Source organism: Ruegeria sp. YKSD163 (genome assembly GCF_059612905.1).
The window spans coordinates 1-22761 of record NZ_JBXWRM010000028.1; the positions used below are offsets into that span (position 1 = coordinate 1).

Sequence of the window (22761 nt, forward strand, 5' to 3'; positions counted from 1 at the left end):
CCAGCCCATGTGATGCAGCTCGTCGCCAATCCCCGGCATTTCCAACCGGTGGATCACCTGGGAATAGGTCGGGCTGTCGGGGTCTACATCCACCGTCGCAAGGTAATCCGGCTTTTGAATGCCCGTGCCAGTGTAAATCGCAATCGTATAAAGCAACTTCTCACGCGGCGCTTCAATCGCCGCCTGAGGGGACGCATAGCCCGGCCCGCAACACTCCATTGATTATCCTCCCAGTGCCTGCCAATTCGGCAGGCGTTTTTCGATGAAAGCCCCGATGCCTTCCTCGGCATCCGGTTTCATCATATTGGCGACCATGACCTGCGATGCGTAATCATAGGCGTGTTGCAGCGTCATCTCGGCCTGTTTGTAAAAGGCCTCTTTCCCGATCCTCAGGGTGGCCGGCGCTTTCGAAGCGATCTTGTTTGCCAACGCCTCTGTTTCGGTTGTCAAATTCTGAGGCGTGGTGATTTTGTTCAACAAACCAAACCCGGCGGCCTCGTCAGCTGACAACATAACACCGATCAAAAGCATTTCCATCTTACGCTTGCGCGACACATTGCGGCTGAGAGCGACCATCGGGGTGGAACAGAAAAGGCCAATATTGACGCCGGGGGTACCGAAACGCGCATCACTTGCCGCTACGGCCAGATCGCAGCTTGCCACAAGCTGACACCCGGCGGCGGTGGCTATGCCATGAACCTGCGCAATCACAGGCTTGGGGCAGGTCACAATCGATTGCATCAGACGCGAACAGGCCGACATTGTTTGCTGGAAAAATTCTTTTCCCTTGTCCGGTCTGCTGCGGGCCGCCGTCATTTCCTTCAAGTCATGGCCGGCACAAAAGGCAGGCCCATTGCCCGCGATAATGATGACGTGGATGCTGTTATCAGAGCCAAGCGCGTGTATTGCATTATGCAGTTGCTCCAGCATGGCAAGGGACAGGCTATTGCGCGCAGCCGGACGGTTGAGCGTCAAGCGCGCAACCTTGTTTGATGTTTCACAAAGCACAATATCGCTGCGAATTTTCATGCTCATTCCCTCAGCAATCCGCGCGCGATCACCAGTTTCATGATCTCGTTGGTGCCGGCGTAAATCCGTTCAATCCGGTTGTCGCGGTACATCCGCTCCATCGGGTATTCAGACATCACCCCATAGCCGCCGAAAAGCTGCAGACAGCGGTCGATGATCTTTGCCTGCAGATCGGTCAGCCAGTATTTCGCCATCGAGGCCTTTTCGGTGGTCAGATTGCCTTCAAGATGTTCCGCAATACAGGCATCAAGGAACGTCTTGGCAATTGTCGCCTCGGTTGCGCACTCGGCCAGCACGAACTGGGTGTTCTGAAAGTCAGCGAGTTTTTTCCCAAAAGCTGACCGCTCGGCGACGTAGTCCAGGGTGACGCGCAGGGCGCGCTCGATCCGCGCCACAGCATAGACGCCGATCAGCAGCCGCTCCTGCGGCAATTGCTGCATCATTTGTACAAAACCCTGCCCTTCTTCTGCTCCCAACAGGGCCGAAGCAGGAACGCGCATATCGTCAAAGAAGAGCTCTGACGTGTCGTTCGATTTCATCCCCAGCTTGTCGAGATTGCGTCCCCGCCGGAAACCCTCAAGCCCATCGGTTTCCACCAGAAACAGGGAAATGCCACGCCCGCCCGCCTTTGGCTCGGTCTTGGCCGCGACAATGATCATGTTCGCCAGCGCGCCATTGGTGATGAAGGTCTTCGAGCCGGAAATCCTGTAATGATTGCCATCCTTGACAGCGGTCGTCTTGATGTTCTGCAAATCTGATCCGGCGCCGGGTTCGGTCATCGCGATGGCGCCGATCAGATCGCCCGAGATCATGCGCGGGAGAAGACGCTTTTTCTGATCTTCGGAACCGTAGTGAATGAGATACGGGATCACGATCGAGTTGTGCAGACCGCCGCCCCAGCCATCAATCCCGGCCAGATTGCCTTGATAAGCAATGACCGCATCATGCGCGAAGCTGCCGCCCAAGCCGCCATAGTCTTCGGGCACCTCCGCACCCAGCAAGCCCATTTCACCCGCCTTCAGCCACAAGTCACGCGGAAAAGATCCCTGCGCTTCCCACTCCTCGTAATGCGGCAAACATTCCCGTTCGTAAAACTGTGCACAGGCGTCCGAAAGCATCAAAAGCTCTTCGTCCATCCAGGGTGTAGTGGGGAGAGTAAGGTCTGGCATGCTTTACCTGCATCGTGATCCGATACCCAGTTCCCTACCCGCAGACTGTCAGTACCAACAAATCCCTATTGGCTATTCCCATAATGTGGATTTGCGATTGCCTTTCGCGCCGCGCGGCTCAGTTGATGTCCTTCAGCATCACACCGCCGCGCCAGTTGCCTTCTTTCACTTCGGCGATCAATGTCTGACGCACGATGTCATATGCTGCGGTCGCTGCGGAGGACAGCGGGCGGTTGATCGGTACCGCCAGACAGACGGTACGCGACAAGCCCGGATTGACGATCCGCCGTGCATCCAGATCGCCCGAGAACCACAGATCCGCCATGGATGGCCAATTCAACACGGTGGACCCGATGCCCGCCTTCACCATGCTGCGGATGGTCAGAAGCGACTGCTGTTCATAGGCCACGGTCAGTTGCCCGCCGATCTTCATCATGCTGTTTTCGAGCGCCCGGCGCACGTTGACCTTACGGTTTGGCATGATCAGCGGCAGATTTTGCAACTCTATCAGATCGATGTCCGATGTGTCCGGCTCTCCCGACCGCTTGCTGAACAGAAAGAGATATTCCTCGAACACCGGTTCGATGGAAACGTTCTGAAGGTTGCCGACATTGGCCAGCAGCCCGAAATCGACCTTGCCCGCGTCGATGGTCTGACCGGTTTCATAGCCCAGACCGTCCTCGATCCTGACAGAGATGCCGGGATAGGCATCACTGACATTCTTCACGATGGGCGCGGCGAGATGCGACGCCATGCCCACGGGCAGTGCCATGGTGATCTGACCGGTCAGCATGTCCGTGCTGGATTTGGCGTCTGCCCTGGCAAGGTTTACCTGTTCGAGAACGTTCTTGGCGCGGGAATAGAACCGCTGGCCCGATGCTGTCACCTTCGTCCCTGCAGGACCACGCTCAAGCAGTTGGCACTCCAGTTCCTTCTCAAGATCCGAGATTTGGCGGCTCAGCGCGGGCTGGGCAACACTAAGTTCCCTGGCCGCCGAAATGAAGCCTCCGTGCTCAACGACGCCGCAGAAATACTGAAGTTGGGTCAGCTTCATCTTCGCCTCCCTCTGGCAATGCTGCATTGTGATTGGTTGTATGTTTCCTATGCCTTCTGGATAAACTTAGCCCCGAAAATCACGACTTTTCAAGAAATTCCACCCGGTTTCGCGCAATGCCGCGCTTGAGTCATAGTCAATTGCTATCGGGTATATGCCGTGAAACAATTAGTTTCGCCCTGTGAAAACGGTAGGATTTTGTTCAGAACGCAGGCCGCAGACCTGCGCGTATCAAATGGGAGGACCCAATGAGACCAATCAAGAAGCTGCTAGGCGCTGCGCTGGTCGCTGGCCTGTTCGTAACGGCCGGAGTCCAAGTCGCTGCCGCCGATGAATATCCAACAAAACCGATCGAGATGATCATCGGCTTCAATCCCGGTGGGTTTTCGGATGCCATGGCGCGCAAACTGTCCGAACCCCTTACGGAAGAGTTGGGACAGACGATCGTGCACACCTACATGGGCGGTGCCGGCAGCAGCATTGCGGCAACCGCCGTCAAGGAGAAGCCTGCCGACGGTTATACGTTGGTGGTGGGCACCAGCCTGACCTTCGGCTTCAACCCCCTTCAGGGCGAGGTCGCCTATACAAAGGACGATTTCGACTATCTCCTGACCATGGCGCGGTTCGAAACCTCATTCGTATCGCTTGCCGACAAGCCCTGGACCGACCTGACCTCGATGCTTGAACATGCCAAGGAAACCGGCATCCCGCTGAAGTTCGGCTCGCTCGGCCCTGCCGACCGGTTGCAGATTGACGCGATTGCCAAGGCGACGGGTGTTACGATCATTCCGCTGCCGATCAAGGGCGGCGCCAACATGATGCAGTCGATCCTGGGCGGTCACGTTGATTTCGGGCTGAGTGGTGGCCCTCATGTGCAATATGTGAAATCGGGTGAGATGATCGTGCTTGCGGCCTCCGGCTCCGAGCCGCTGAACGCGACACCGGATGCGCCGACCATGTCCAGCCTTGGCTATCCGGCGGTCAGCTATAACTCGGTAATCGCCGCACCCAAGGGACTGCCCGAAGATGTGCGCGCTAAACTGGAACAGGCTCTGCTTGACGCGGCGAACTCGGGCGAGTTCCAGGAACTTGTGCAGGGCCGTTTTGTGGGTATCACGCCGCTGAACGGGGCCGAGACGGCTGCCTCAATCGATGCGATCAGTGCTGCGATGGAAGCTGTGATGAGCGACTCCGGCAGCTGATCGGGATCGCCAGGGCAGGAGTTGAGCCGGTGCCGTTGACCAACCGAAACATTGCGTCGATCGTGATTGCCGTCTTGTCTGGATTTGCATTGTGGTCGCTTCCTGACCATGTGCGCGGAGACAATCGACTCTTTGGGTCAAATGGAACTCTGCTTCCTGCCCTGGCTCTTGCCATTATCCTTGGGCTTTCGGCGCTGGAAGTAGTGCAGAGCCTGCTGGCCGCAAGGCGTAGCCGGATACCCCATGCCAAAGATGTTGCCATCGGGCGCGCGGCGCTCTTCGGCATGCTGCTGGTAACGCTGCTGGCCGGGGTGTTCGCCGTCCTGCTGCGCCCGGTCGGATATGTGCCTGTCGCGCTTCTTCTGGTGTCGGCCCTGATGGTGGGAACAGGCGGGCGTCGCCCGCTGGTTGTTCTGGCAGTGTCGGCTGTTGCGGTGGCAATCCTCGTCGTGGGCTTGCGGTTCGGTCTGGGCGTTCACCTGCAACTCTGGCCGTCCGCCGACCTCTGGAGTGATTGACTATGGACGCGCTGCTTGCAGGTATCCAGAACGCATTCGCGCTTGGGCCGCTTCTGGCGATCGCCGCCGGAGTCTCGATCGGCATCTTCATGGGCGCCGTGCCGGGGCTGACCGCCGCCATGGCGATTGCGCTTCTGGCACCGATCACCTTCGGAATGGACCCGTTGACGGCCGTGGCCTTCCTGATCGGCATCTACAAGGGAGGCACTTTTGGCGGGTCAATATCGGCGATCCTGCTGAACGTGCCCGGATCTCCCGAGGCCACGGCCACCGCCTTTGACGGTTACCCTCTGTCAAAATCCGGACGGGCGAAACAAGCGCTTCAAATGGCGCTCTTTGCTTCTGTCTGCGGGGCGATGCTTGCCGACCTGTTGCTTTACGCGGTGGCCAGCCCGTTTTCGAAAATCGCGTTGAAATTCGGACCGGCCGAACTGACCTTCGTGGTGCTCTTTGCCTTTACCTTCGTGGCGGGCCTGACCGGCAAATCCCTGGCGCGAGGGCTGATCGCCTGCGCTTTTGGCGTGCTTTGCGCGATGGTGGGCCTTGACCCGATGTCGGCCTCACCGCGCATGACTTTCGGGATCGTTGAATTGCTGGACGGACTGCCGCTGATCCCCATCGCCATCGGTATGCTGGGGCTGGCCGAGGTCATGGTTGCAGCCGAACGCGCATTTCTGCGCCGCAAAGAGGTTTCCTCGGACACTGAAAGCAACCCGATCAGCGCCACCAGCGGCCCGCATTTGTCGCTGCCCGAGTTTGCCCGCCACTGGAAGACCGTGCTGCGTTCCAGCCTGATCGGTTCGGCCATTGGCGCGCTTCCGGGCATCGGCGCGTCACTGGCGGCCTTTATCGGCTATGGCACTGCACAGAAATACTCGAAAACCCCAGAGAAATTCGGCAAGGGAACACTGGATGGCGTCGCCGCGCCCGAGGCGGCGAATTCCGCCGTGGTCGGCGGCAGTTTCGTGCCGCTTCTGACGCTGGGCATCCCCGGCAACGTGACCACCGCGTTGCTGATCGGCACATTTCTGGTTCACGGGATCGAGCCGGGCCCGCATGTGTTCAAGACCGAACCGGCGCTGATATACGGCATTTTCACGATCCTTTTCGTCGCGAATTTCTTCAATCTTGCGATTGGGCTCATGGGCAGCGGGCTTTATGCGCATATCGTGAAAGCGCCCGAATATGTCAGCTATTCGATCATCGGCCTGACCTGCATGACGGGCGTTTTCGCCTCCACCAACAGTATTGTCAGCCTCTACATCATGATCATCTTTGCGGTCATCGGTTACCTGATGAAGAAATTCGACTATTCCTTTGTCGCGTTCCTGATCGGCTTTGTGCTTGCCCCCGAATTCGAAGTGTCCTTCCGTTCATTCCTGCTGGTTGCGCAAGGTGATCCGTTGGGGCTGTTGATGACACGCCCGATTGCGCTGGCGTTCTGCCTGCTGACCATCGTCGCCGTGCTTCGGATCGTCTGGAGCGAACACCAAAGAAGAACACGCATCGCGACCTCTCTTAAAAACACGCCGGACCCGTCTTCCGGCCCCAGAAACCCATAGAAACGGAGTTTTGCCATGAACGCACACACCAGGATTCGCGGCGGAGCGCTTCTTGCCCGTGCATTGAAGGAAAAGGGCGTGGAACATGCCTTTACGCTTGCGGGCGGGTTCTGCAATCCCGCGCTTGAGGGGTTCATGGAATGCCAGATGCCGATCATCAACTGCCCGCACGAACAGGTGGCGGGGCATCTGGCGGACGGGCATAGCCGGATCACACGCAAGCCGAGCGTTTGTCTGGTGGGGCCGGAAGGCTTTGCCAATGCGGTGCCCGCCATGCTTGAAGCCTGGGGCGAGCGCACGCCGGTGATTTTCATCACCGGATCCTCGACGCTCAAGCGACAGGGCGCGGGCGGGTTCAAGGAAATCGACGATGTGGCTATCGCAGCGCCTCTGACCAAGTATTCGGTCCAGATCACCGATGGCTCGCGGATCAGCGAATTCGTCGATCGCGCCTGGCAGGCAGCGACCACGGGTTATCCCGGTCCGGTCCATCTTTCGTTGCCGGTCGATATCATGTTCTCCTCGTTTGAGGAGGACGCAGGCCGAAACGAGCGCCCCTTTGATCGCAGCGACAAGCCCGTGCCCCGCGCCTGGCCGGATCCGGCGCAACTTGATGTGGTTCTGGGCCTAATCCGCAATGCCGAACGGCCGGTGATCATCGGCGGTCACGGCACCTGGTGGTCGGGGGGTGAGGAGGCTCTGGCGCGGGCGGGTGAGACGCTGCGCATACCAATTTTCAACGTGCCCTATCACACAAAGATGTTGGGCGAGAAGTGCGATGCCTATATGGGGCTGGCGGATTTCCACCAATACCACCCGTCCAAACCCGCGATCCACGAGGCGGATGTGGTGGTGATGGTCGGCTGTCGGCTCGACAACCAGATGAACTTTGGGAATCCGCCGTTCATCCAACCCGAGACCAAGTTGATCTGTGTGAACGGCAGCCACGAAGAGCTGGATTACAACATCGGCGCGGATGTGCCCTTGCTTTCTGATCCCGGTGCCTTCCTGACCGCGCTTGCGGGGCTGAATAAGACCTGGCAGCCATGGCTTGATCTGCAAAAACAGCGGCGCAAGGACTGGGTGCGGGAATGGTCCGATCACATCGCCGCCGAGACGGCGACGGACGAGGCCGATGGCCGCAAGATGCACCCCTTGCAACTGGCGCTGGATGTACAAGAGGCGATGAAGGACGGCGACTGGCTGGTCTTCGACGGCGGTAACACCCATTTCTGGAACGAGATCGCCACCAATATCGCCGCCGCGCGAGGCCGGGTACTGGGCGGCATCCTGCATCCGGGCAATTATTCGCTTCTGGGTGTCGGCGTGTCCTTTGCGTTGGCCGCAAAGAACCTCAACCGTGACAAGACAACCGTTCTGGTGACCGGCGACGGCGCGTTTCTATCAGGCGGGCTGTCGATCGAAACCTGCTTTCAGGAGAACATTCCCATCGTCGTGGTGGTCGATAACAATGGCGGGCTGGACTGTATCAGCCAGCAGCAGGAACGACTGTTTTCAAATCGGCAGCACTATGCGACCGATTTCCGCGACATCCCGTTTCACAGCATGTTCGAGGGTCTCGGCGGCCACGGCGAACTGGTCACGCGTCGCGCGGACCTGCCCGGTGCCCTGGAACGCGCCATCGCGTCCGGCAAGACGGCCTGCATCAACGTCAAGTGTCGCGGTGTGATCAGCCCAATCGTCGCCGCGACCTCGGACAAACGCGACAAGGCCTCGATCGAGTGATGGCGACCGTTTCCTCGCATATCTTGAATGCTGTTGACGGAACCCATGCGGCCGGTGTCGCGGTGCGTTTGATCAATCTGGGGACCTGTGAGACGCTGATTGACACCATGACCGACGCAGGGGGGCGGTTGAAAGAAGTGGTCTCGCGCATTGACCGCGACGCCGAGTACGAATTGACCTTTGATGTTGGAGCATACTGGGTCGCGCGCGGCGTCGCCCCGCGTATGCGAGAGATCGTGCTGCGGTTCGGCATGCCCGACGACGACGGCACCTATCATTCCCCTATCATCGCCAGTCCGAACGGGTATTCCGTCTGGGCTTCGGAGTAACCCGCCCCATGCTGGCCCCCGACATTGCGGAAAAGTTGAAGACGATCAGTGGGCCCAAGGGCTGGTTGGAGGGACCCGACACCGCCCGATACAACGAAGACCCGCGCGGGCGTGTCACCGGTGCGGCGGAGCTGATCCTGCGACCGGATTCGGCAGATAAGGTGTCGCACATCCTGAAGATCTGCAACGACACCGGAACCGGCATCATCCCCTTCGGTGGCGGGACAGGTGGAGCGATCGGGCATCTCGATCCTTGTAGCAGACATGTGGTCCTGTCACTGGAACGGATGTCCCGGATCCGGTCTGTCAGCGCCGCTGACAGTGCGATCACGGTCGAGGCCGGGGTAAAGCTGTGCGATGTCCACGCCGCCGCAGACGGGATCGGGCGCGTGTTCGGTCTGTCGCTCGCTTCCGAGGGAAGCTGCACCATCGGCGGCAATCTGGCCAGCAACGCGGGCGGGGTGCGGACCCTGCGCTATGGCAATGCTCGCGACCTTTGCTTGGGGATCGAAGCGGTGATGGCCGATGGCTCGGTGCTTAGCAGCCTTGCCCCGTTGCGCAAGGACAACACAGGCTATGACCTGCGCCACCTGTTGATCGGGTCCGAGGGCACGCTTGGCATCATCACCGCCGCCACGCTGAAGCTGTCGCCCGCAACGCAGAGCCGGGACACGCTGTTGTGTGCCGTCCAGTCGCCCGGGGCCGCTCTCGACTTGCTCAATACCCTGCGCGACCAGTTGGGCGAGGTTGTCACGGCTTTCGAACTGATGTCGGCGCTTGGCCTGTCGCTGGCGCTGAAGCACTTTCCCGCCCTGCGCGACCCGTTCAGGAACCGGCACGACTGGTATGTGGTCGCTGATATCGCGGGGCCCCGCGCCCTGAGTGACTGGCTGGAAGCCGCGCTTGCGCAGGCATTCGAGGCCGGTCTGGTCACGGATGCCGTGGTCGCTACATCCGGCGCGCAGGCGGCAAGTCTTTGGGCACTTCGCGAGAATGCGTTCGAGTACAACAAGCTGGAGGGGGTGCTATACAGTTCAGATACCTCGGTGCCGCTTGGTCGGATCGGGGATTTTATTGACCGGACCGCGCAGGATCTCGCCGAATGGGCTTCCAGCCTGCGCGCCAATTTCTACGGCCATATTGGCGATGGCAACATCCATGTGAATGTTTTTGCACCCGAGAACGCGCGGCAGGTGTTTCTCGAACACCGTCCCGACGCCGCCGCCCGGATCGCCGATATCATCGACACCGCAACCCTTGACTGCGACGGCTCGATCAGTGCCGAACACGGTATCGGACGGGCCAAGGTCGATGCCCTGAAACGCCATGGCGACCCGGTCAAGCTGACGATGATACGGCACATCAAACAGGCGCTCGACCCCAATGGCATCCTGAACCCGGGTGCCGTCTTGTGACGCCCTATCGGCCTCACCGCACCCGATGACATGGGAGGCATGGATATCCCTCGTTCTGGTCGCAGGCGTCGCCATCGTCACGCCGGGGCCGGGGAACCTAAACACGCTTCGCCGGGCGGTGGAGCTGGGACACCGAAGCGCCATCTTCAGTGTCATGGGCAATGCTGCGGGCCTGATGGTTCTGGGGGCCGCGACTGGCATTGGCTTGCTCACGATGCTGATCGCCTCGCCGGGTGCCTGGGCGCTGTTTCAATGGGTGGGCGTCGGTTTCCTGCTGTTTCTTGGCGCGCAAATGATCCTGACTTCTTCACATGTCTGCGCGGCGTCTACCCTGGCATCACGTCGCACCAGGTTTCACCTCTTTGCCGAAGCGGCTGGCGTCTCGGCCCTGAACCCGAAGGCAGCGCTGTTCTTCGTCGCCATCTTCCCGCTCTATACCGACCCGGATCGGCCAATGCCGCTTCAGGTTTTCCTGATCGTTGCCACATGCCTGAGCATCTCGGTTATGTCGCATGCGCTTTACATCCTTCTGGCGCATCAGATGCGCCCGCATCTGAGCCGCCCGGCATCGTATCGCGCGTTCCGGCTGTGTGCGGGATTGGTCATGCTTGGCCTTGCCCTGTGGTTGTTGATGCAGAATGTTGCAGGGACCGAGGTTGCCGGATGACTGGCGCAATCAACGCGGAAAGGATCGATCATGTCCGAACAAACCCGTGAGCTTCTTACCAGCACCCACTGGGGCACACACCGGGTCGAGGTGAAGGACGGCAAGGTCACAGCACTGCGCGGGTTCGAGGAAGACCCCGATCCTTCGGCGATTGGTCCGGGCATCGTCGATGTGCTGGACGGGCCAACCCGGATCACCGCACCAATGGTGCGCAAGGGCTGGCTGGAGGGTGGCCCGGGTGCGGCGGGCGACCGGCGCGGGGCCGACGATTTCGTCGAGATTACCTGGGACGAGGCCAACCGGATTGTCGCGGGCGAACTGGACCGTGTCCGAAAGACCCATGGGAACCGGGCGATCTATGCCGGGTCCTATGGCTGGGCCAGCGCCGGACGGTTTCACCATGCGCAAAGCCAGCTTAAGCGGTTCCTGAACTGCATCGGCGGATTTACCGGATCGAAGAACACTTACTCCTTCGCCGCCGCCGAGGTCGTTGTGCCCCATATCCTCGGCGACTTCCGGGCCTATATCGACACGACCACAAGCTGGGAAAGCATCGCGTCGGATTGCGAGCTCTTCGTGGCCTTTGGCGGCGTGCCCCTGAAGAACGGCCAGATCAGCCAGGGCGGCACCGGCGCGCATGTGCAGCGGGGCGGGCTTCTGGCCGCCCATGAGGCTGGCGTCAGGTTCGTGAACATCTCGCCCCTGCGCTCGGATATTCTCGATCGCGTCGGGGCGGACTGGCTGGCCATCCAGCCCAGCACCGATGTGGCGCTGATGCTGGCGCTGGCCCATGTCTTGCTGAGCGAGGCTTTGCACGATCCCGACTTCCTCGACCGTTATTGCGTGGGATTTGATCGCTTCGCGGCGTATCTGAGGGGCGAAACGGACGGGCAGGCCAAAACGCCAGAATGGGCGGCAGAGATCTGCGGGATACCGGCCAGAACCATTGCAAAGCTGGCCCGTAACATGGCCGCCAGCCGCACGATGATCTCGACGGCCTGGGCGCTGACACGGCAGGATCACGGCGAACAACCCTTTTGGGCGACGATTGCGCTGGCCGCGATGCTGGGGCAAATCGGCCTGCCAGGTACCGGTATCGGCTTCGGCTATTCGGCGATGAACAATACCGGGCTGAACCGGCGCCAGATCAACTATGCGTCCTTTCCACAGGGCCGGAACCCGGTCCCGGATTTCATTCCCGTGGCACGTGTCACCGAGATGCTGGAAAATCCAGGTGGGCGGTTCGAGTATGACGGCAAGACCTACGAATACCCCGACATCCGACTGGTCTGGTGGGCGGGTGGCAACCCGTTTCACCACCATCAGGACCTGAACAGGATGCGCCGTGCCTGGGCCCGACCCGAGACGATCATCGCCAACGAATGGTGCTGGAATGCCCTGGCACAACACGCCGATATCGTGCTGCCCTGTACGACACCGCTTGAGCGTAGCGATATCGCGTTGACACCCAAGGACCCCTATCAGGTGGTGATGGATCAAGCCATCTTACCCGTCGGACAAGCACGGGACGACCACGGCATCTTTCGCGGGGTCGCTGCCGAGATGGGGGTGGAAGACATGTTTACCGAAGGCAAAAGCGCCGGGGAATGGCAGCGCTGGCTCTGGGATGTCTCGCGCCAGCAGGCGGCGGAACAGGGTGTGGAACTGCCCCACTGGGACAGGTTGCAGCGGGACGGCTGGATCCGGGTTCCCGCCCCCGCTGCACCGACGATCATGCTGGAGGCCTTCCGCACCGACCCGACAGCCAATCCTTTGGCGACGCCTTCGGGCAAGATCGAGATCTATTCCGAAACTATCGCGGGCTTCGGCTATGAGGATTGCCCCGGCCACCCGGCCTGGATGGAGCCTGCCGAATGGCTGGGCCGCGCTGACCCGGGCCAGCTGCACATGATCTCGAACCAGCCGCGCAATAAGCTGCACAGCCAGCTGGACCACGGCCCGGTCAGTCGTGCCGATCGTCCCAAAGGCGTCGAACCGGTCATGATGCATCCGGCTGATGCCGCCGAACGCAAACTGACGGGCGGCCAGATCGTACGCCTGCACAACACACGCGGAGCCTGTCTGGCTGAATTGAGGCTGAGCGACGCCATCCGCCCCGGCGTGATCCAGATCGCCACTGGCGCCTGGCTCGACCCCGAGGGTGACCTCTGCCGCCGGGGCAACCCCAACATGCTCACCCTCGACAAGGGCACATCGAAATTGGCTCAGGGACCAATCGCCCATTCCTGTCTGGTAATGGTCGAAGCCTGTGCAGAAGCGTAACCAAGCTTCACCAAGTCATCGTGCAACTGCTTCGAGGTGCGCCGCTGCTTGCGTGACTTCCCGGCCTCGGTCTTCAGCCAACCCGACAGTTTTGCCGCGAAGGGATCAAGCTTGCTCGGTCGCTCGGCAACCTTGAACTCAGGCTCAACCGCCCCAGACCGCAAATACTTCCTGATGGTGTTGCGCGACAACTTCGTCCGCCGCGCGATCTCCCGAATAGACAGATGCTCACGCAATGCCCAACGCCGAATAATACTCAAAAATGCCATGCCGATCACTCCAATGTCCCCTGCTGCCAGCAGCCAAGGGGAAGGTGTCACATGGGTCAGTTCTCAATGAAAATTACGCCCCTAGCCGGGTCACTTCCCGGGTGCAAATCAACATACAACGCTCTGATTGTGAAAAATGGCCAGATGCGCGGGAACTCCCGCATCTGGGGTGACGCAACCAACGCCACCCAGCGCGCAAGCATCGAGGCAATTCGAGCAGAGGCAAAACTGGCGGGCATGACCACCGAACAGGAAGCGATGGTGCTCGCAATCGCCTATGTGGAATCCGGTTTTAACCCGGACGCAGCTGCAGGTACGACCAGCGCACATGACCTGGGTCAGTTTATCCGCAAGACCGGTGAGGTCTACGGCTTGACTGATGCCAACCGCTGGGATGTAAACGAGCAGGCACGTGCACTCGTAGAGCACACGATGGATAACTATGCCGCCGCAAAGCATGCCGATCTCGGTGACGAATATGTCTACGCACGCCACCACGATGGCAGCTTCACCAACGAATATGGCGGTGTTGATCTGGCTGTCGAAAAGGTAGTTCCGAAAGCCGTGAAGTTTCAAAGCGTCGTCGCAGGAATCTAATCAATCAGAGAACCTCCCGAGCACTGAACAGATGTTCGGGAGGACCGGGCTCAGATCAGCTCCCGGTCGAATTCCCGAGGCTATCCAGTTCAAGCTAAGACGCCAGCCTTGCTCTCGCCCATCGAGTAGGCCAACTTGCGCCGTCGGATGCAAAACTGTTTGAAAACGCGTCGCCTAATTTCACCGACTTTTTTCTATCGGCTCTGCTGAAAGCCTTCTAGAGGCAACCCCATATGAACGCGATCAACGCCCTTTGCCACCACATTCGCCTAGGACACGACGCAGCACGAAATCATGCGATCTAAACATGAACATGTGCTGCACAAGCTATCGCCCAAGCCATTGAAATACCGCCGAAATCGCCACCATCCATCATAGGTGCGCAAGACATACGCCAAGATACGATATTGTGCGACTTACTTTTCATTGCAGACGTTTATCGCAGCTTGGGCAGTCCCGCCAGAGCATGTTTCAGGCCCGTTTATTGCTCGTCCGAGCCCGTTTTCGATCAAGTTACAACAAATGTTGCGCCTTAATCGCGATGTGGTAGCTCGGCTCTACCCCTCTCCGTTCGTCGTTAGGGGATTGGTTCCAATCCGTTCGCGCACGTTTGCCGCCATTCGCTACGCCGCGCGTGAACTCACAGAATGTGGACAAACAGGTCCTTAGACTTATCAGTGCCAGTGGCCGTTTACAAACCTGACACGACCCTGCCTGCGACGATAGTTAAGTGCACTTCTGATAAAGAGATCGAGCTTATCTGCTGGCAGATTGTCCGCTGATGCAAAATTGTATGGCTCGGTTGCCTTCATGCGCAAAGGCTTTTGGAGAATTGTCTGAAAGTCAGCGACAATTCTGGTCTTACAATGCACACCTACTGCGAAGCCGCCCTCATTGGGACAGCCGAACCGTATCGTCGTGCCTGATTTCGTCTCTGACGTCAGATAGGTGAGCTGACCCCATTTGAGCATTTGTTCAAGATGCCCGACGCCCTCGCTGCGCGCGGCCACTTCAAGGATGAGTCTGCGCAGATGCAGCAGGCCCTCCCGAGCCGCGCTTGGGAAAGCGGAAAACGCGCGCAATACGTTAGGATCGTCGAATGGCAGACCCATCCTGTTGCCCCTTCGTGTTCAGCGGACTGACGGGGCGCTGGCCAGTCTGTCAAACACCAGCTTTATCCGGCGACTTGTTTGCAGTTCGCGGTGCGCGACAAGCCAGACGGGGAGTGAGAAAGGCTGCGTTCAGGGGCATTTGGCGATCTCCTCGAAGCGGCTCATATTCCGAACGGACCCGCAGTGCACACCATGCGCACAAGAGGGACCTGTCGCTACCCCGAACCGTACAGCGACAGGCGTTCGGCGGTGTTTGGGGAGATTGAGCGTCAATCTTCCAACTGATGGAGACGCGAAACAGTTTGTTCGAGCGCAGTCAAGGACAGTCCATCACCGACGTATTGGAGCGTCAACCCGGTGTGGCCGTTCTTGCATCGCCTAAAACCTGCAAGACGACCTTTGCCCAAGAGAGCGCAAACAGAAATTCAAGCCCCTTTCCGGGGCAACGGGCTGACCGCCGCACACTCGACCCGCTCAGTTCCGGGCCGAAAGCTGATACCCCGGAAGAGCCACGGCCTGCACGGTCGTGATCGGTGCCGGGCCGATCCATGTGGTCCGCTCGATGACGAACAGGGCGCTGCCAACAGGGGCAGAGAGGTGTTTCGCAGTCTCGCCTTCCGCGTTCACCGCCGAAAAACTGACTTCGATACGACTGTATGGCTTATGGCGGACAAGCCATTCGTTCGCGCTTTCCCGTGTGAGGTCTACGTTCAGGATCTCCGGCGTCGACGTCGTGTCGATCCAGCGATCCTCAAGGATGTAGGGCCGGTTGTCGGCAAGGTGCAACGCCTTCACATGCAGCATCTGGGAAGGCTGCTGGATGCCAAAACGCGCCATGATTTCAATGGGCGTCTCCTCCAGTTCGCGGCTGATGAGCTGGTAATTGTACTTGGCACCGCGTTGCTCGACCTCGCGCCGGGTGATCGGAATGTCGAATGTGGCGCGGGTGACGGGGTCGGTCCGGACATGGGTGCCGCCCTTGCGCTTGCGCTCCACAAGCCCGGCAAGGGACAAATCCTGCATTGCGCGCTGAACGGTCGTGCGGGCACAGCCCAATTCCGCTGCAATGTCCTCATCGCGAGGCAGCTTGTCGCCCGGCGCGTAAGTCCTGTTCAGGATCCGCGCGCGGATCTCGTCACGAACCTCAGTCCATGAAATGCGCGTTTCCACGTTCAAATATCTGTCTCCAACCGTGTCATCGTCAGCTTGTATCGTTCAACTATCGCATCGCGCCTGACATGGCGACCGTTCGTCACGACGTGCCGACCAGCGCTCCAGACCTCGCGGATGCAGGACTGGCCGCGGCCCCCAAAGATCAGGCTGTCGAGCGTCGCATCGCCGTGTCGATTGCAGAGCCATTCATTGTCATCGTCCAGCCCGACAAGGTCCGCAAGCGCGCCCACCGCGATCCGGCCAGTGTCGCGCCCGCCCGCCTGTGCACCGCCTCGCGTGGCGGCCTCGTAGAGCACGCGCCCGGTCGACCGGTCCGGCATCGCCAGCGCGGCCCGTGACCTGTCCCGCAGGCGTTGGGAATATTCCAGCGTCTTCAACTCGTCGAAGAGCGAGATGTGGATGTTGGAATCCGATCCGAAACCGATCGTGCCCCCCGCGCCAAAATAGGTCGTGCCATTGAATATCCCGTCACCGAGGCTCGACTCCGTTATCGGGCACAGCCCCGCAACGGCCCCGGTCCGCGCCAAGGCGGTTGTCTCGGCCTCTGTCATCTGTGTGCAATGGATCAGGCACCATCGCGGGTCGACCGGATGATTGCCCAGCAACCACTCCGTCGGGGGCGCGCCAAGATGGGCCAGGACCTCTTCGACCTCGGCCACCTGCTCGGCAAGGTGCATATGGATCGGGCCAGACCGGGCCTGGGTCAGGATGGCATTCAACCCTGCCGGATCGACCGCGCGCAGGGAATGGGGGGCCATCCCAATGGCATTGTCCGCAAAGCTGCGGTCAATGATACCCGCCGCGTCAGCATGCAGGCGCAGGAAGCGGTCGGGATCGTTGCCAAAACGTTGTTGGCCGCCATTCAAAGGCCGCAGATCACAGCCGCCATATTGGTAGTGCACCGGCAGCAGGGTCAGGCCGATCCCGGCCTGCTCTGAAGCAGCCACGATCCTTTCGGACATCTCTGCAAGCATCCCATAAGGCCTGCCGCCGACGTCGTGATGCAGGTAATGGAATTCTGCGACGGCACCATACCCCGCCTCCAGCATCTCCATGAAAACCAGCCCGGCGATAGCTTCGACATCGTCTGGCGTCAGCTGGTCGAGAAACCTGTACATCAGGCGCCGCCAGCTCCAGAAGCTGTCGCGCGCGTCCGGGCCCCTGGCTTCGGTCAGGCCCGCCATGGCGCGCTGGAAGGCATGGCTGTGCAGGTTGAGCGGTGCCGGAAGCAGCAGGGCAGTCCGGTGCGTCGGCGTTTGCGAGACCGGGCCGATCTGTTCGATTCGACCGTTTGCGCCGATCGCCACCTCCAGATCAGACTGCCAGCCGTTTGGCGTAAGCACTTGGCTTGCATGAACTATTTGCACGCCAACAACTCCATTGACATTTTTATGTAGCTACATATTAACTTTAAGGGGGCTATATTCCAAGGGAAACCAATGGCACAGAGCTATGTGATCTCTGGAGCAAGGGCCGCCACCTTCGCGGAAGGGGCCAATGCCTATGGTCTTGTCGAAAATGCCGCCATCGTGGTGGACGGCGCCCACATTGCCTGGGTGGGTCCGGCCGCTGATATCTCCCCCGAACATGGCGGACTGCCGCGCCACGACCACACCGGTCGCCTGGTCACGCCGGCCCTGATCGACTGCCATACGCACGTCGTCCATGGCGGCAATCGCGCCCGCGAATTCGAGATGCGGCTGACCGGGGCCAGCTACGAAGAAATCGCCCGTGCCGGGGGCGGCATCGTGTCCACTGTTGCAGCCACGCGCGGAGCTTCAGAGGCGGAGTTGCTGCAAAGCGCCCTGCCCCGCATCGACGCGCTGATCGCTCAAGGCGTGGCAACGGTCGAGATCAAGTCAGGTTACGGGCTGGACCTGGACACCGAACTCAAGATGCTGCGCGTGGCCCGTGCCCTGGGCGCGGCTCGGCCGATCCGGGTTGTGACCAGCTTCCTTGGCGCACACGCTGTCCCGAAGGGCCACGATGCAGAGAGCTATATCGACGAGATCTGCATTCCGACGCTGCGCGCGGCGCATAAAGAAGGCTTGGTTGATGCGGTGGACGGGTTCTGCGAAGGCATCGCCTTTGACACCATGCAAATCGCCCGGGTGTTCGATGTGGCCCAGGCTCTGGGCTTGGGCGTCAAACTGCACGCCGAGCAGTTGAGCCTCCTGGGCGGCACCGCGCTTGCGGCCCGATACAAGGCGCTCTCTGCCGACCACGTGGAATATGCCACCGAGGCAGACGCCAAGGCGCTGGCCGCCTCCGGCACGGTGGCCGTCCTGCTGCCGGGCGCCTTCTACACGATCCACGAAACCCAAGCGCCCCCGGTTCAGGCGTTCCGCGATCACGGCGTGCCGATGGCCGTTGGCACCGACTGGAACCCCGGCTCGTCTCCTCTTGGGTCACTGTTGCTGGCAATGAACATGGGCTGCACCTTGTTCCGTCTCACACCAGCCGAGGCTTTGGCAGGGACAACCCGCAACGCGGCGCGCGCGCTGGGTCTGAAGGATCGCGGCATCATCGCCCCGGGCATGCGCGCCGATCTTGCCATCTGGAACGTCGGCGATCCCGCTGAACTCCCCTATGGCATCGGGATCAACCCGCTGCACAGCCGCATCTTCGGGGGTCTCTTGTGACGCACAACCTTACCCCCGGCGCAACCACGTTGGAGCAACTGGAACGCCTGTGGCGGAGCTGCGATGCGGTGACGCTGGACCCATCGGCCCGCGCCGGTGTCGAGGCATCGGCTGCGCTGATCGTCAACGCCGCACGCGGCGACGCGCCGGTTTACGGCGTCAACACGGGCTTCGGCAAGCTTGCCTCTGTGCGGATCGCGGCGGATGACACCGAAACCCTTCAGCGAAACCTCATCCTGTCCCATTGCTGCGGCGTTGGGGAGCCGCTGGAGCCAGCCACAACGCGGCTGATGATGGCGCTCAAGCTGGCATCGCTTGGCCGAGGCACGTCTGGTGTCCGCTGGGAACTTGGCGCCCTGATCGAAGCGATGCTGGCGCGCGGCGTGATGCCGGTGATCCCGGTTCAGGGCTCGGTTGGTGCCTCGGGCGACCTCGCCCCGCTGGCCCATATGGCGGCGGTGATGATCGGCGAGGGAGAGGCAATATATCAGGGACGGACAATGTCCGGTGGCGCTGCGTTGATGGCTGCCGGGCTGGTGCCGGTTGTGCTTGGCCCCAAGGAAGGGCTGGCATTGATCAATGGAACGCAGTTTTCCACGGCCTGCGCACTCGCCGGACTGTTCGAGGCCTGGCGCGCGGCGCGGGCGGCGATCGTGACCTCGGCGCTTTCGACAGACGACATCATGGGGTCCACCGCCCCGCTCAACCCGGCCATTCACGCACTGCGGGGGCATCAGGGCCAGATCGACGCGGCAACCGCGATGGCGCAACTTCTGGACGGCAGCGACATCCGCGAGAGCCATCGGGACAGCGACACGCGGGTGCAGGACCCTTATTGCATCCGCTGCCAGCCGCAGGTCACCGGGGCCGCCATCGACCTGTTGCGCTTTGCCGGGCGCACGCTGGAGGTGGAGGCGAACGCGGTCACCGAAAACCCGCTGTTGATTGCCGAGACTGGTGAAATCCTGTCGGGTGGGAATTTCCACGCCGAGCCCGTGGCCTTTGCCGCCGACCAGATCGCACTGGCCGTGGCCGAGATCGGGGCTATCGCGCAGCGCCGGGTCGCGCTGATGGTCGACCCGACGCTCAGCTTCGACCTCCCGCCCTTCCTGACGCCCGAGCCGGGTTTGAACTCGGGACTGATGATTGCCGAAGTGACCACCGCCGCCCTGATGAGCGAGAACAAACATCTGGCGAACCCCTGCTCCACCGACAGCACACCGACCTCGGCCAACCAGGAGGACCATGTGAGCATGGCCGCCCATGGCGCGCGGCGTCTGGCACGCATGACCGGGAACCTGTCGGTCATCATCGAGATCGAAGCAATGCGCGCGGCCCAGGGCATCGAACAACGCGCGCCGCTCAAGACTTCGGCACGACTGCAAGCAGTGATGGCCAGCCTGCGCGCCGTGGTGCCCAGCCTGCAGCAGGACCGCTATCTCGCAGCCGACACCGGGCGCGCCGCAACCTGCGTGACCGAGGACGTGTTCGCGCAGGCCGCAGGATTGGAGGTATTCCTTTGAGCATTGTAGAGATCATCCGCGGTAACAGCCCTCTGGTTCTGGGCCTGCCCCATACCGGCACGCACATCCCACGCGACTGCGTTGAGCGGCTGAACGAAACGGGCCGCGCGATTGCGGATACGGATTGGCACATCCACAGGCTCTATGCCGGGTTGGTCGACGGCTGCACAACCGTGCGCACCACGGTGCACCGCTATGTCATCGACGTGAACCGCGACCCCTCGGGTCAAAGCCTCTATCCCGATCAGAACACCACGGGGCTTTGTCCGCTGACCGATTTTGACGGGTGTCCAATCTATTCCGAGGGGCAAGAGCCCGACGCTGCAGAAGTCGAACGCCGCCGCCTGATTTACCACGCGCCCTACCATTCAGCCCTTGAGGCGGAACTTGAGCGGGTCAAGGCGGTCAACGGTTTCGCGGTGCTCTATGACTGCCATTCGATCCGGTCGCATATCCCGTTTCTCTTTGACGGCACCCTGCCCGATTTCAACATTGGCACCAATCAGGGCACGACCTGCGACCCGCAGATCGAGACGCCTGTCCTGCAAATCTGCCAGGCCGCGGACGGCTACGACAGCATCCTCAACGGGCGTTTCAAGGGCGGATGGACCACGCGGCGCTACGGACGCCCTGCCGATGGGCAGCACGCCATCCAGATGGAGTTGGCACAGTCCACCTACCTGTCATCCGAAGCCCCGCCGTGGAGCTATGACGCCGACCGTGCGGACCGGCTGCGCGCGCATCTCAGGACCATTCTGCAAACCCTGTCCGACTGGAGGCCCACATGAGCGACCCCCGCAAGAACACCCGCGATGTCTTTCCGCCCACTGGCACCGAGCTGAACGCCAAGAGCTGGCAGACCGAGGCCGCGATGCGGATGCTGATGAACAACCTGCACCCGGATGTGGCCGAGAACCCGCATGAACTGGTGGTCTATGGCGGCATCGGGCGCGCGGCACGCACGTGGAAGGATTTCGACACCATCGTCGCCAGCCTCAAGGAGCTGGAGGCCGACGAGACGCTGGTGGTGCAATCCGGCAAGCCCATCGCCATCGTCAAGACCCACACCGATGCCCCGCGCGTGCTGATCGCCAACTCTAACCTCGTGCCGCATTGGGCGACATGGGACCATTTCAACGAACTGGATAAAAAGGGCCTGGCCATGTACGGCCAGATGACAGCGGGATCGTGGATCTATATCGGCACGCAGGGCATTGTTCAGGGCACGTATGAGACCTTTGCCGAAGCGGGTCGGCAGCATTATGGCGGCGACCTGACCGGCAAGTGGATCCTGACCGGCGGCCTTGGCGGGATGGGCGGCGCGCAACCGCTGGCCGCTGTCATGGCTGGCGCTTGCTGCCTTGCCGTCGAATGCAACCCCGACAGCATCGATTTCCGGTTGCGCACCCGCTACGTGGACGAAAAGGCCGACAGCCTCGACGAGGCGCTGGCGATGATCGACCGCTGGACCAAGGCGGGAGTGGCGAAATCGGTCGGGCTTTTGGGCAATGCGGCCGATGTGTTCCCCGAGCTTTACAAGCGCGGCATCCGCCCCGATATCGTCACCGATCAGACCAGCGCCCATGATCCGATCAACGGCTACCTGCCGCAGGGCTGGACCATGGCCGAGTGGAAAGCCAAGCGCGAAAGCGACCCCAAGGCAGTTGAAAAAGCCGCGCGCGCGTCGATGAAGACCCACGTGGCGGCGATGGTCGATTTCTGGAACGCCGGTGTGCCGACGCTGGATTACGGTAACAACATCCGACAGGTGGCGCTGGAAGAAGGGCTGGAAAATGCCTTTGCCTTCCCCGGTTTCGTGCCCGCCTATATCCGCCCGCTCTTTTGTCGCGGTGTTGGGCCGTTCCGCTGGTGTGCGCTCTCGGGTGATCCCGAAGACATCTACAAGACCGACGCCAAGATGAAAGAGCTGTTCCCCGACAACGCCCATCTGCACAACTGGCTTGACATGGCACGCGAGCGGATCGCGTTCCAAGGCCTGCCCGCACGGATCTGCTGGATCGGGCTGGGGGATCGGCACAAGGCGGGGCTCGCGTTCAACGAGATGGTGGCGAGCGGAGAGCTGAAGGCTCCCGTCGTGATCGGACGTGACCACCTCGACAGCGGCTCGGTCGCCTCGCCCAACCGCGAAACCGAAGCTATGAAGGATGGATCGGACGCGGTGTCCGACTGGCCGCTACTCAATGCGCTGGTGAACACGGCCTCGGGGGCCACCTGGGTCAGCATCCACCACGGCGGCGGAGTCGGCATGGGGTTCAGCCAGCATTCCGGCGTGGTGATCTGCGCCGATGGCACACCCGAAGCAGCCAAGCGCCTTGAGCGCGTTCTGTGGAACGATCCCGCGAGCGGTGTCTGGCGGCATGCGGACGCAGGTTACGACGACGCCATCGCCTGCGCCCGCGAACATGGGCTGCGCCTGCCACGCATCCTTGGCTGATCAATTCCCGCCGAAT

20 protein-coding genes and 1 pseudogene are annotated in these 22761 nt (G+C 61.0%); 13 read left to right on the top strand and 8 right to left on the bottom strand.

What is annotated here, in order from left to right; all coding sequences use genetic code 11:
- From AC2FNA_RS22140 to AC2FNA_RS22155, 4 genes are all read right to left on the bottom strand, one after another.
- Positions 1-219, bottom strand: a 219-nt coding sequence (locus tag AC2FNA_RS22140) for a selenium-binding protein SBP56-related protein (protein ID WP_496830309.1), incomplete at its 3' end; no start/stop codon positions are given.
- Between the two features lie 3 nt (positions 220-222).
- Positions 223-1035 carry an enoyl-CoA hydratase gene (locus AC2FNA_RS22145; protein ID WP_496830311.1) on the bottom strand — a complete coding sequence of 271 codons (813 nt, stop codon included), beginning with the start codon at positions 1033-1035 and terminating at the stop codon, positions 223-225.
- Positions 1032-2198: an acyl-CoA dehydrogenase family protein gene (locus AC2FNA_RS22150; protein WP_496830313.1), complete on the bottom strand. Its 1167-nt coding sequence runs from the start codon at positions 2196-2198 to the stop codon at positions 1032-1034. Before AC2FNA_RS22150 ends, AC2FNA_RS22145 begins: the two co-directional genes overlap by 4 nt.
- A 118-nt stretch (positions 2199-2316) precedes the next feature.
- Entirely contained in the window at positions 2317-3252 is a 936-nt protein-coding gene (locus AC2FNA_RS22155; protein ID WP_496830315.1) for a LysR family transcriptional regulator, read from the bottom strand.
- A gap of 248 nt (positions 3253-3500) precedes the next feature.
- On the opposite strand from AC2FNA_RS22155, the gene AC2FNA_RS22160 reads away from it, so the two are divergent.
- From AC2FNA_RS22160 to AC2FNA_RS22195, 8 genes are read left to right on the top strand one after another with little or no spacing between them, the layout of a single operon-like run.
- Positions 3501-4454, top strand: coding sequence for a tripartite tricarboxylate transporter substrate binding protein (locus tag AC2FNA_RS22160; RefSeq protein ID WP_496830317.1), 954 nt, complete (start codon positions 3501-3503; stop codon positions 4452-4454).
- A gap of 29 nt (positions 4455-4483) precedes the next feature.
- Positions 4484-4972, top strand: coding sequence for a tripartite tricarboxylate transporter TctB family protein (locus AC2FNA_RS22165; protein ID WP_496830319.1), 489 nt, complete (start codon positions 4484-4486; stop codon positions 4970-4972).
- Between the two features lie 2 nt (positions 4973-4974).
- On the top strand, positions 4975-6534 hold the full coding sequence (locus AC2FNA_RS22170; protein ID WP_496830321.1) for a tripartite tricarboxylate transporter permease: 1560 nt from the start codon (positions 4975-4977) through the stop codon (positions 6532-6534).
- Between the two features lie 15 nt (positions 6535-6549).
- Positions 6550-8280 (top strand): thiamine pyrophosphate-binding protein, encoded by a 1731-nt coding sequence (locus AC2FNA_RS22175; RefSeq protein WP_496830323.1) that lies wholly within the window; start codon positions 6550-6552, stop codon positions 8278-8280.
- Complete coding sequence (locus AC2FNA_RS22180; protein ID WP_496830325.1) at positions 8280-8609, top strand: hydroxyisourate hydrolase; 330 nt, start codon at positions 8280-8282, stop codon at positions 8607-8609. Before AC2FNA_RS22175 ends, AC2FNA_RS22180 begins: the two co-directional genes overlap by 1 nt.
- Before the next feature lie 8 nt (positions 8610-8617).
- Positions 8618-10024, top strand: a complete 1407-nt coding sequence (locus AC2FNA_RS22185) for an FAD-binding oxidoreductase (RefSeq protein WP_496830326.1) — start codon at positions 8618-8620, stop codon at positions 10022-10024.
- A gap of 25 nt (positions 10025-10049) precedes the next feature.
- Complete coding sequence (locus AC2FNA_RS22190) at positions 10050-10691, top strand: LysE family translocator (protein ID WP_496830328.1); 642 nt, start codon at positions 10050-10052, stop codon at positions 10689-10691.
- A gap of 30 nt (positions 10692-10721) precedes the next feature.
- Positions 10722-12974 (top strand): molybdopterin guanine dinucleotide-containing S/N-oxide reductase, encoded by a 2253-nt coding sequence (locus AC2FNA_RS22195; RefSeq protein ID WP_496830330.1) that lies wholly within the window; start codon positions 10722-10724, stop codon positions 12972-12974.
- Here the strand turns inward: AC2FNA_RS22195 and AC2FNA_RS22200 are convergent.
- A pseudogene (locus tag AC2FNA_RS22200) lies at positions 12971-13243 on the bottom strand (IS21 family transposase); the annotation flags it as partial. The gene AC2FNA_RS22195 and the pseudogene AC2FNA_RS22200 overlap by 4 nt on opposite strands.
- Positions 13244-13294: 51 nt before the next feature.
- Here AC2FNA_RS22200 and AC2FNA_RS22205 point away from each other — a divergent pair.
- Positions 13295-13840, top strand: coding sequence for a transglycosylase SLT domain-containing protein (locus AC2FNA_RS22205; RefSeq protein ID WP_496830332.1), 546 nt, complete (start codon positions 13295-13297; stop codon positions 13838-13840).
- Between the two features lie 674 nt (positions 13841-14514).
- Here the strand turns inward: AC2FNA_RS22205 and AC2FNA_RS22210 are convergent.
- From AC2FNA_RS22210 to AC2FNA_RS22220, 3 genes are all read right to left on the bottom strand, one after another.
- Complete coding sequence (locus AC2FNA_RS22210; RefSeq protein ID WP_496830334.1) at positions 14515-14952, bottom strand: DUF1801 domain-containing protein; 438 nt, start codon at positions 14950-14952, stop codon at positions 14515-14517.
- Between the two features lie 474 nt (positions 14953-15426).
- The gene (hutC, locus tag AC2FNA_RS22215) at positions 15427-16128 is read right to left on the bottom strand and encodes a histidine utilization transcriptional repressor HutC (RefSeq protein WP_496830336.1); all 702 of its coding nucleotides are present in this window, start codon (positions 16126-16128) and stop codon (positions 15427-15429) included.
- On the bottom strand, positions 16125-17492 hold the full coding sequence (locus tag AC2FNA_RS22220) for a formimidoylglutamate deiminase (protein ID WP_496830338.1): 1368 nt from the start codon (positions 17490-17492) through the stop codon (positions 16125-16127). The genes hutC and AC2FNA_RS22220 overlap by 4 nt, the downstream gene beginning before the upstream one ends.
- Positions 17493-17564: 72 nt before the next feature.
- Between AC2FNA_RS22220 and hutI the strand changes: the two genes are divergently transcribed.
- The 4 genes from hutI to hutU are packed head-to-tail and all read left to right on the top strand — an operon-like array spanning position 17565 to position 22745.
- The gene (gene hutI / locus AC2FNA_RS22225) at positions 17565-18767 is read left to right on the top strand and encodes an imidazolonepropionase (RefSeq protein WP_496830340.1); all 1203 of its coding nucleotides are present in this window, start codon (positions 17565-17567) and stop codon (positions 18765-18767) included.
- Positions 18764-20290 carry a histidine ammonia-lyase gene (hutH, locus tag AC2FNA_RS22230; protein WP_496830343.1) on the top strand — a complete coding sequence of 509 codons (1527 nt, stop codon included), beginning with the start codon at positions 18764-18766 and terminating at the stop codon, positions 20288-20290. Before hutI ends, hutH begins: the two co-directional genes overlap by 4 nt.
- Positions 20287-21078 (top strand): N-formylglutamate deformylase, encoded by a 792-nt coding sequence (gene hutG / locus AC2FNA_RS22235; RefSeq protein ID WP_496830345.1) that lies wholly within the window; start codon positions 20287-20289, stop codon positions 21076-21078. Before hutH ends, hutG begins: the two co-directional genes overlap by 4 nt.
- A complete protein-coding gene (gene hutU / locus AC2FNA_RS22240; protein WP_496830347.1) occupies positions 21075-22745 on the top strand; it encodes a urocanate hydratase in 1671 nt (556 codons plus the stop codon). The genes hutG and hutU overlap by 4 nt, the downstream gene beginning before the upstream one ends.
- Positions 22746-22761: the final 16 nt, after the last annotated feature.

Coding starts and splice junctions, on each gene's coding strand:
- AC2FNA_RS22145 (WP_496830311.1), bottom strand. CDS start 1,035: ATGAGCATGAAAATTCGCAGCGATATTGTGCTTTGTGAAACATCAAAC.
- AC2FNA_RS22150 (WP_496830313.1), bottom strand. CDS start 2,198: ATGCCAGACCTTACTCTCCCCACTACACCCTGGATGGACGAAGAGCTT.
- AC2FNA_RS22155 (WP_496830315.1), bottom strand. CDS start 3,252: ATGAAGCTGACCCAACTTCAGTATTTCTGCGGCGTCGTTGAGCACGGA.
- AC2FNA_RS22160 (WP_496830317.1), top strand. CDS start 3,501: ATGAGACCAATCAAGAAGCTGCTAGGCGCTGCGCTGGTCGCTGGCCTG.
- AC2FNA_RS22170 (WP_496830321.1), top strand. CDS start 4,975: ATGGACGCGCTGCTTGCAGGTATCCAGAACGCATTCGCGCTTGGGCCG.
- AC2FNA_RS22175 (WP_496830323.1), top strand. CDS start 6,550: ATGAACGCACACACCAGGATTCGCGGCGGAGCGCTTCTTGCCCGTGCA.
- AC2FNA_RS22180 (WP_496830325.1), top strand. CDS start 8,280: ATGGCGACCGTTTCCTCGCATATCTTGAATGCTGTTGACGGAACCCAT.
- AC2FNA_RS22185 (WP_496830326.1), top strand. CDS start 8,618: ATGCTGGCCCCCGACATTGCGGAAAAGTTGAAGACGATCAGTGGGCCC.
- AC2FNA_RS22190 (WP_496830328.1), top strand. CDS start 10,050: ATGACATGGGAGGCATGGATATCCCTCGTTCTGGTCGCAGGCGTCGCC.
- AC2FNA_RS22195 (WP_496830330.1), top strand. CDS start 10,722: ATGTCCGAACAAACCCGTGAGCTTCTTACCAGCACCCACTGGGGCACA.
- AC2FNA_RS22205 (WP_496830332.1), top strand. CDS start 13,295: ATGGGTCAGTTCTCAATGAAAATTACGCCCCTAGCCGGGTCACTTCCC.
- AC2FNA_RS22210 (WP_496830334.1), bottom strand. CDS start 14,952: ATGGGTCTGCCATTCGACGATCCTAACGTATTGCGCGCGTTTTCCGCT.
- hutI (WP_496830340.1), top strand. CDS start 17,565: ATGGCACAGAGCTATGTGATCTCTGGAGCAAGGGCCGCCACCTTCGCG.
- hutU (WP_496830347.1), top strand. CDS start 21,075: ATGAGCGACCCCCGCAAGAACACCCGCGATGTCTTTCCGCCCACTGGC.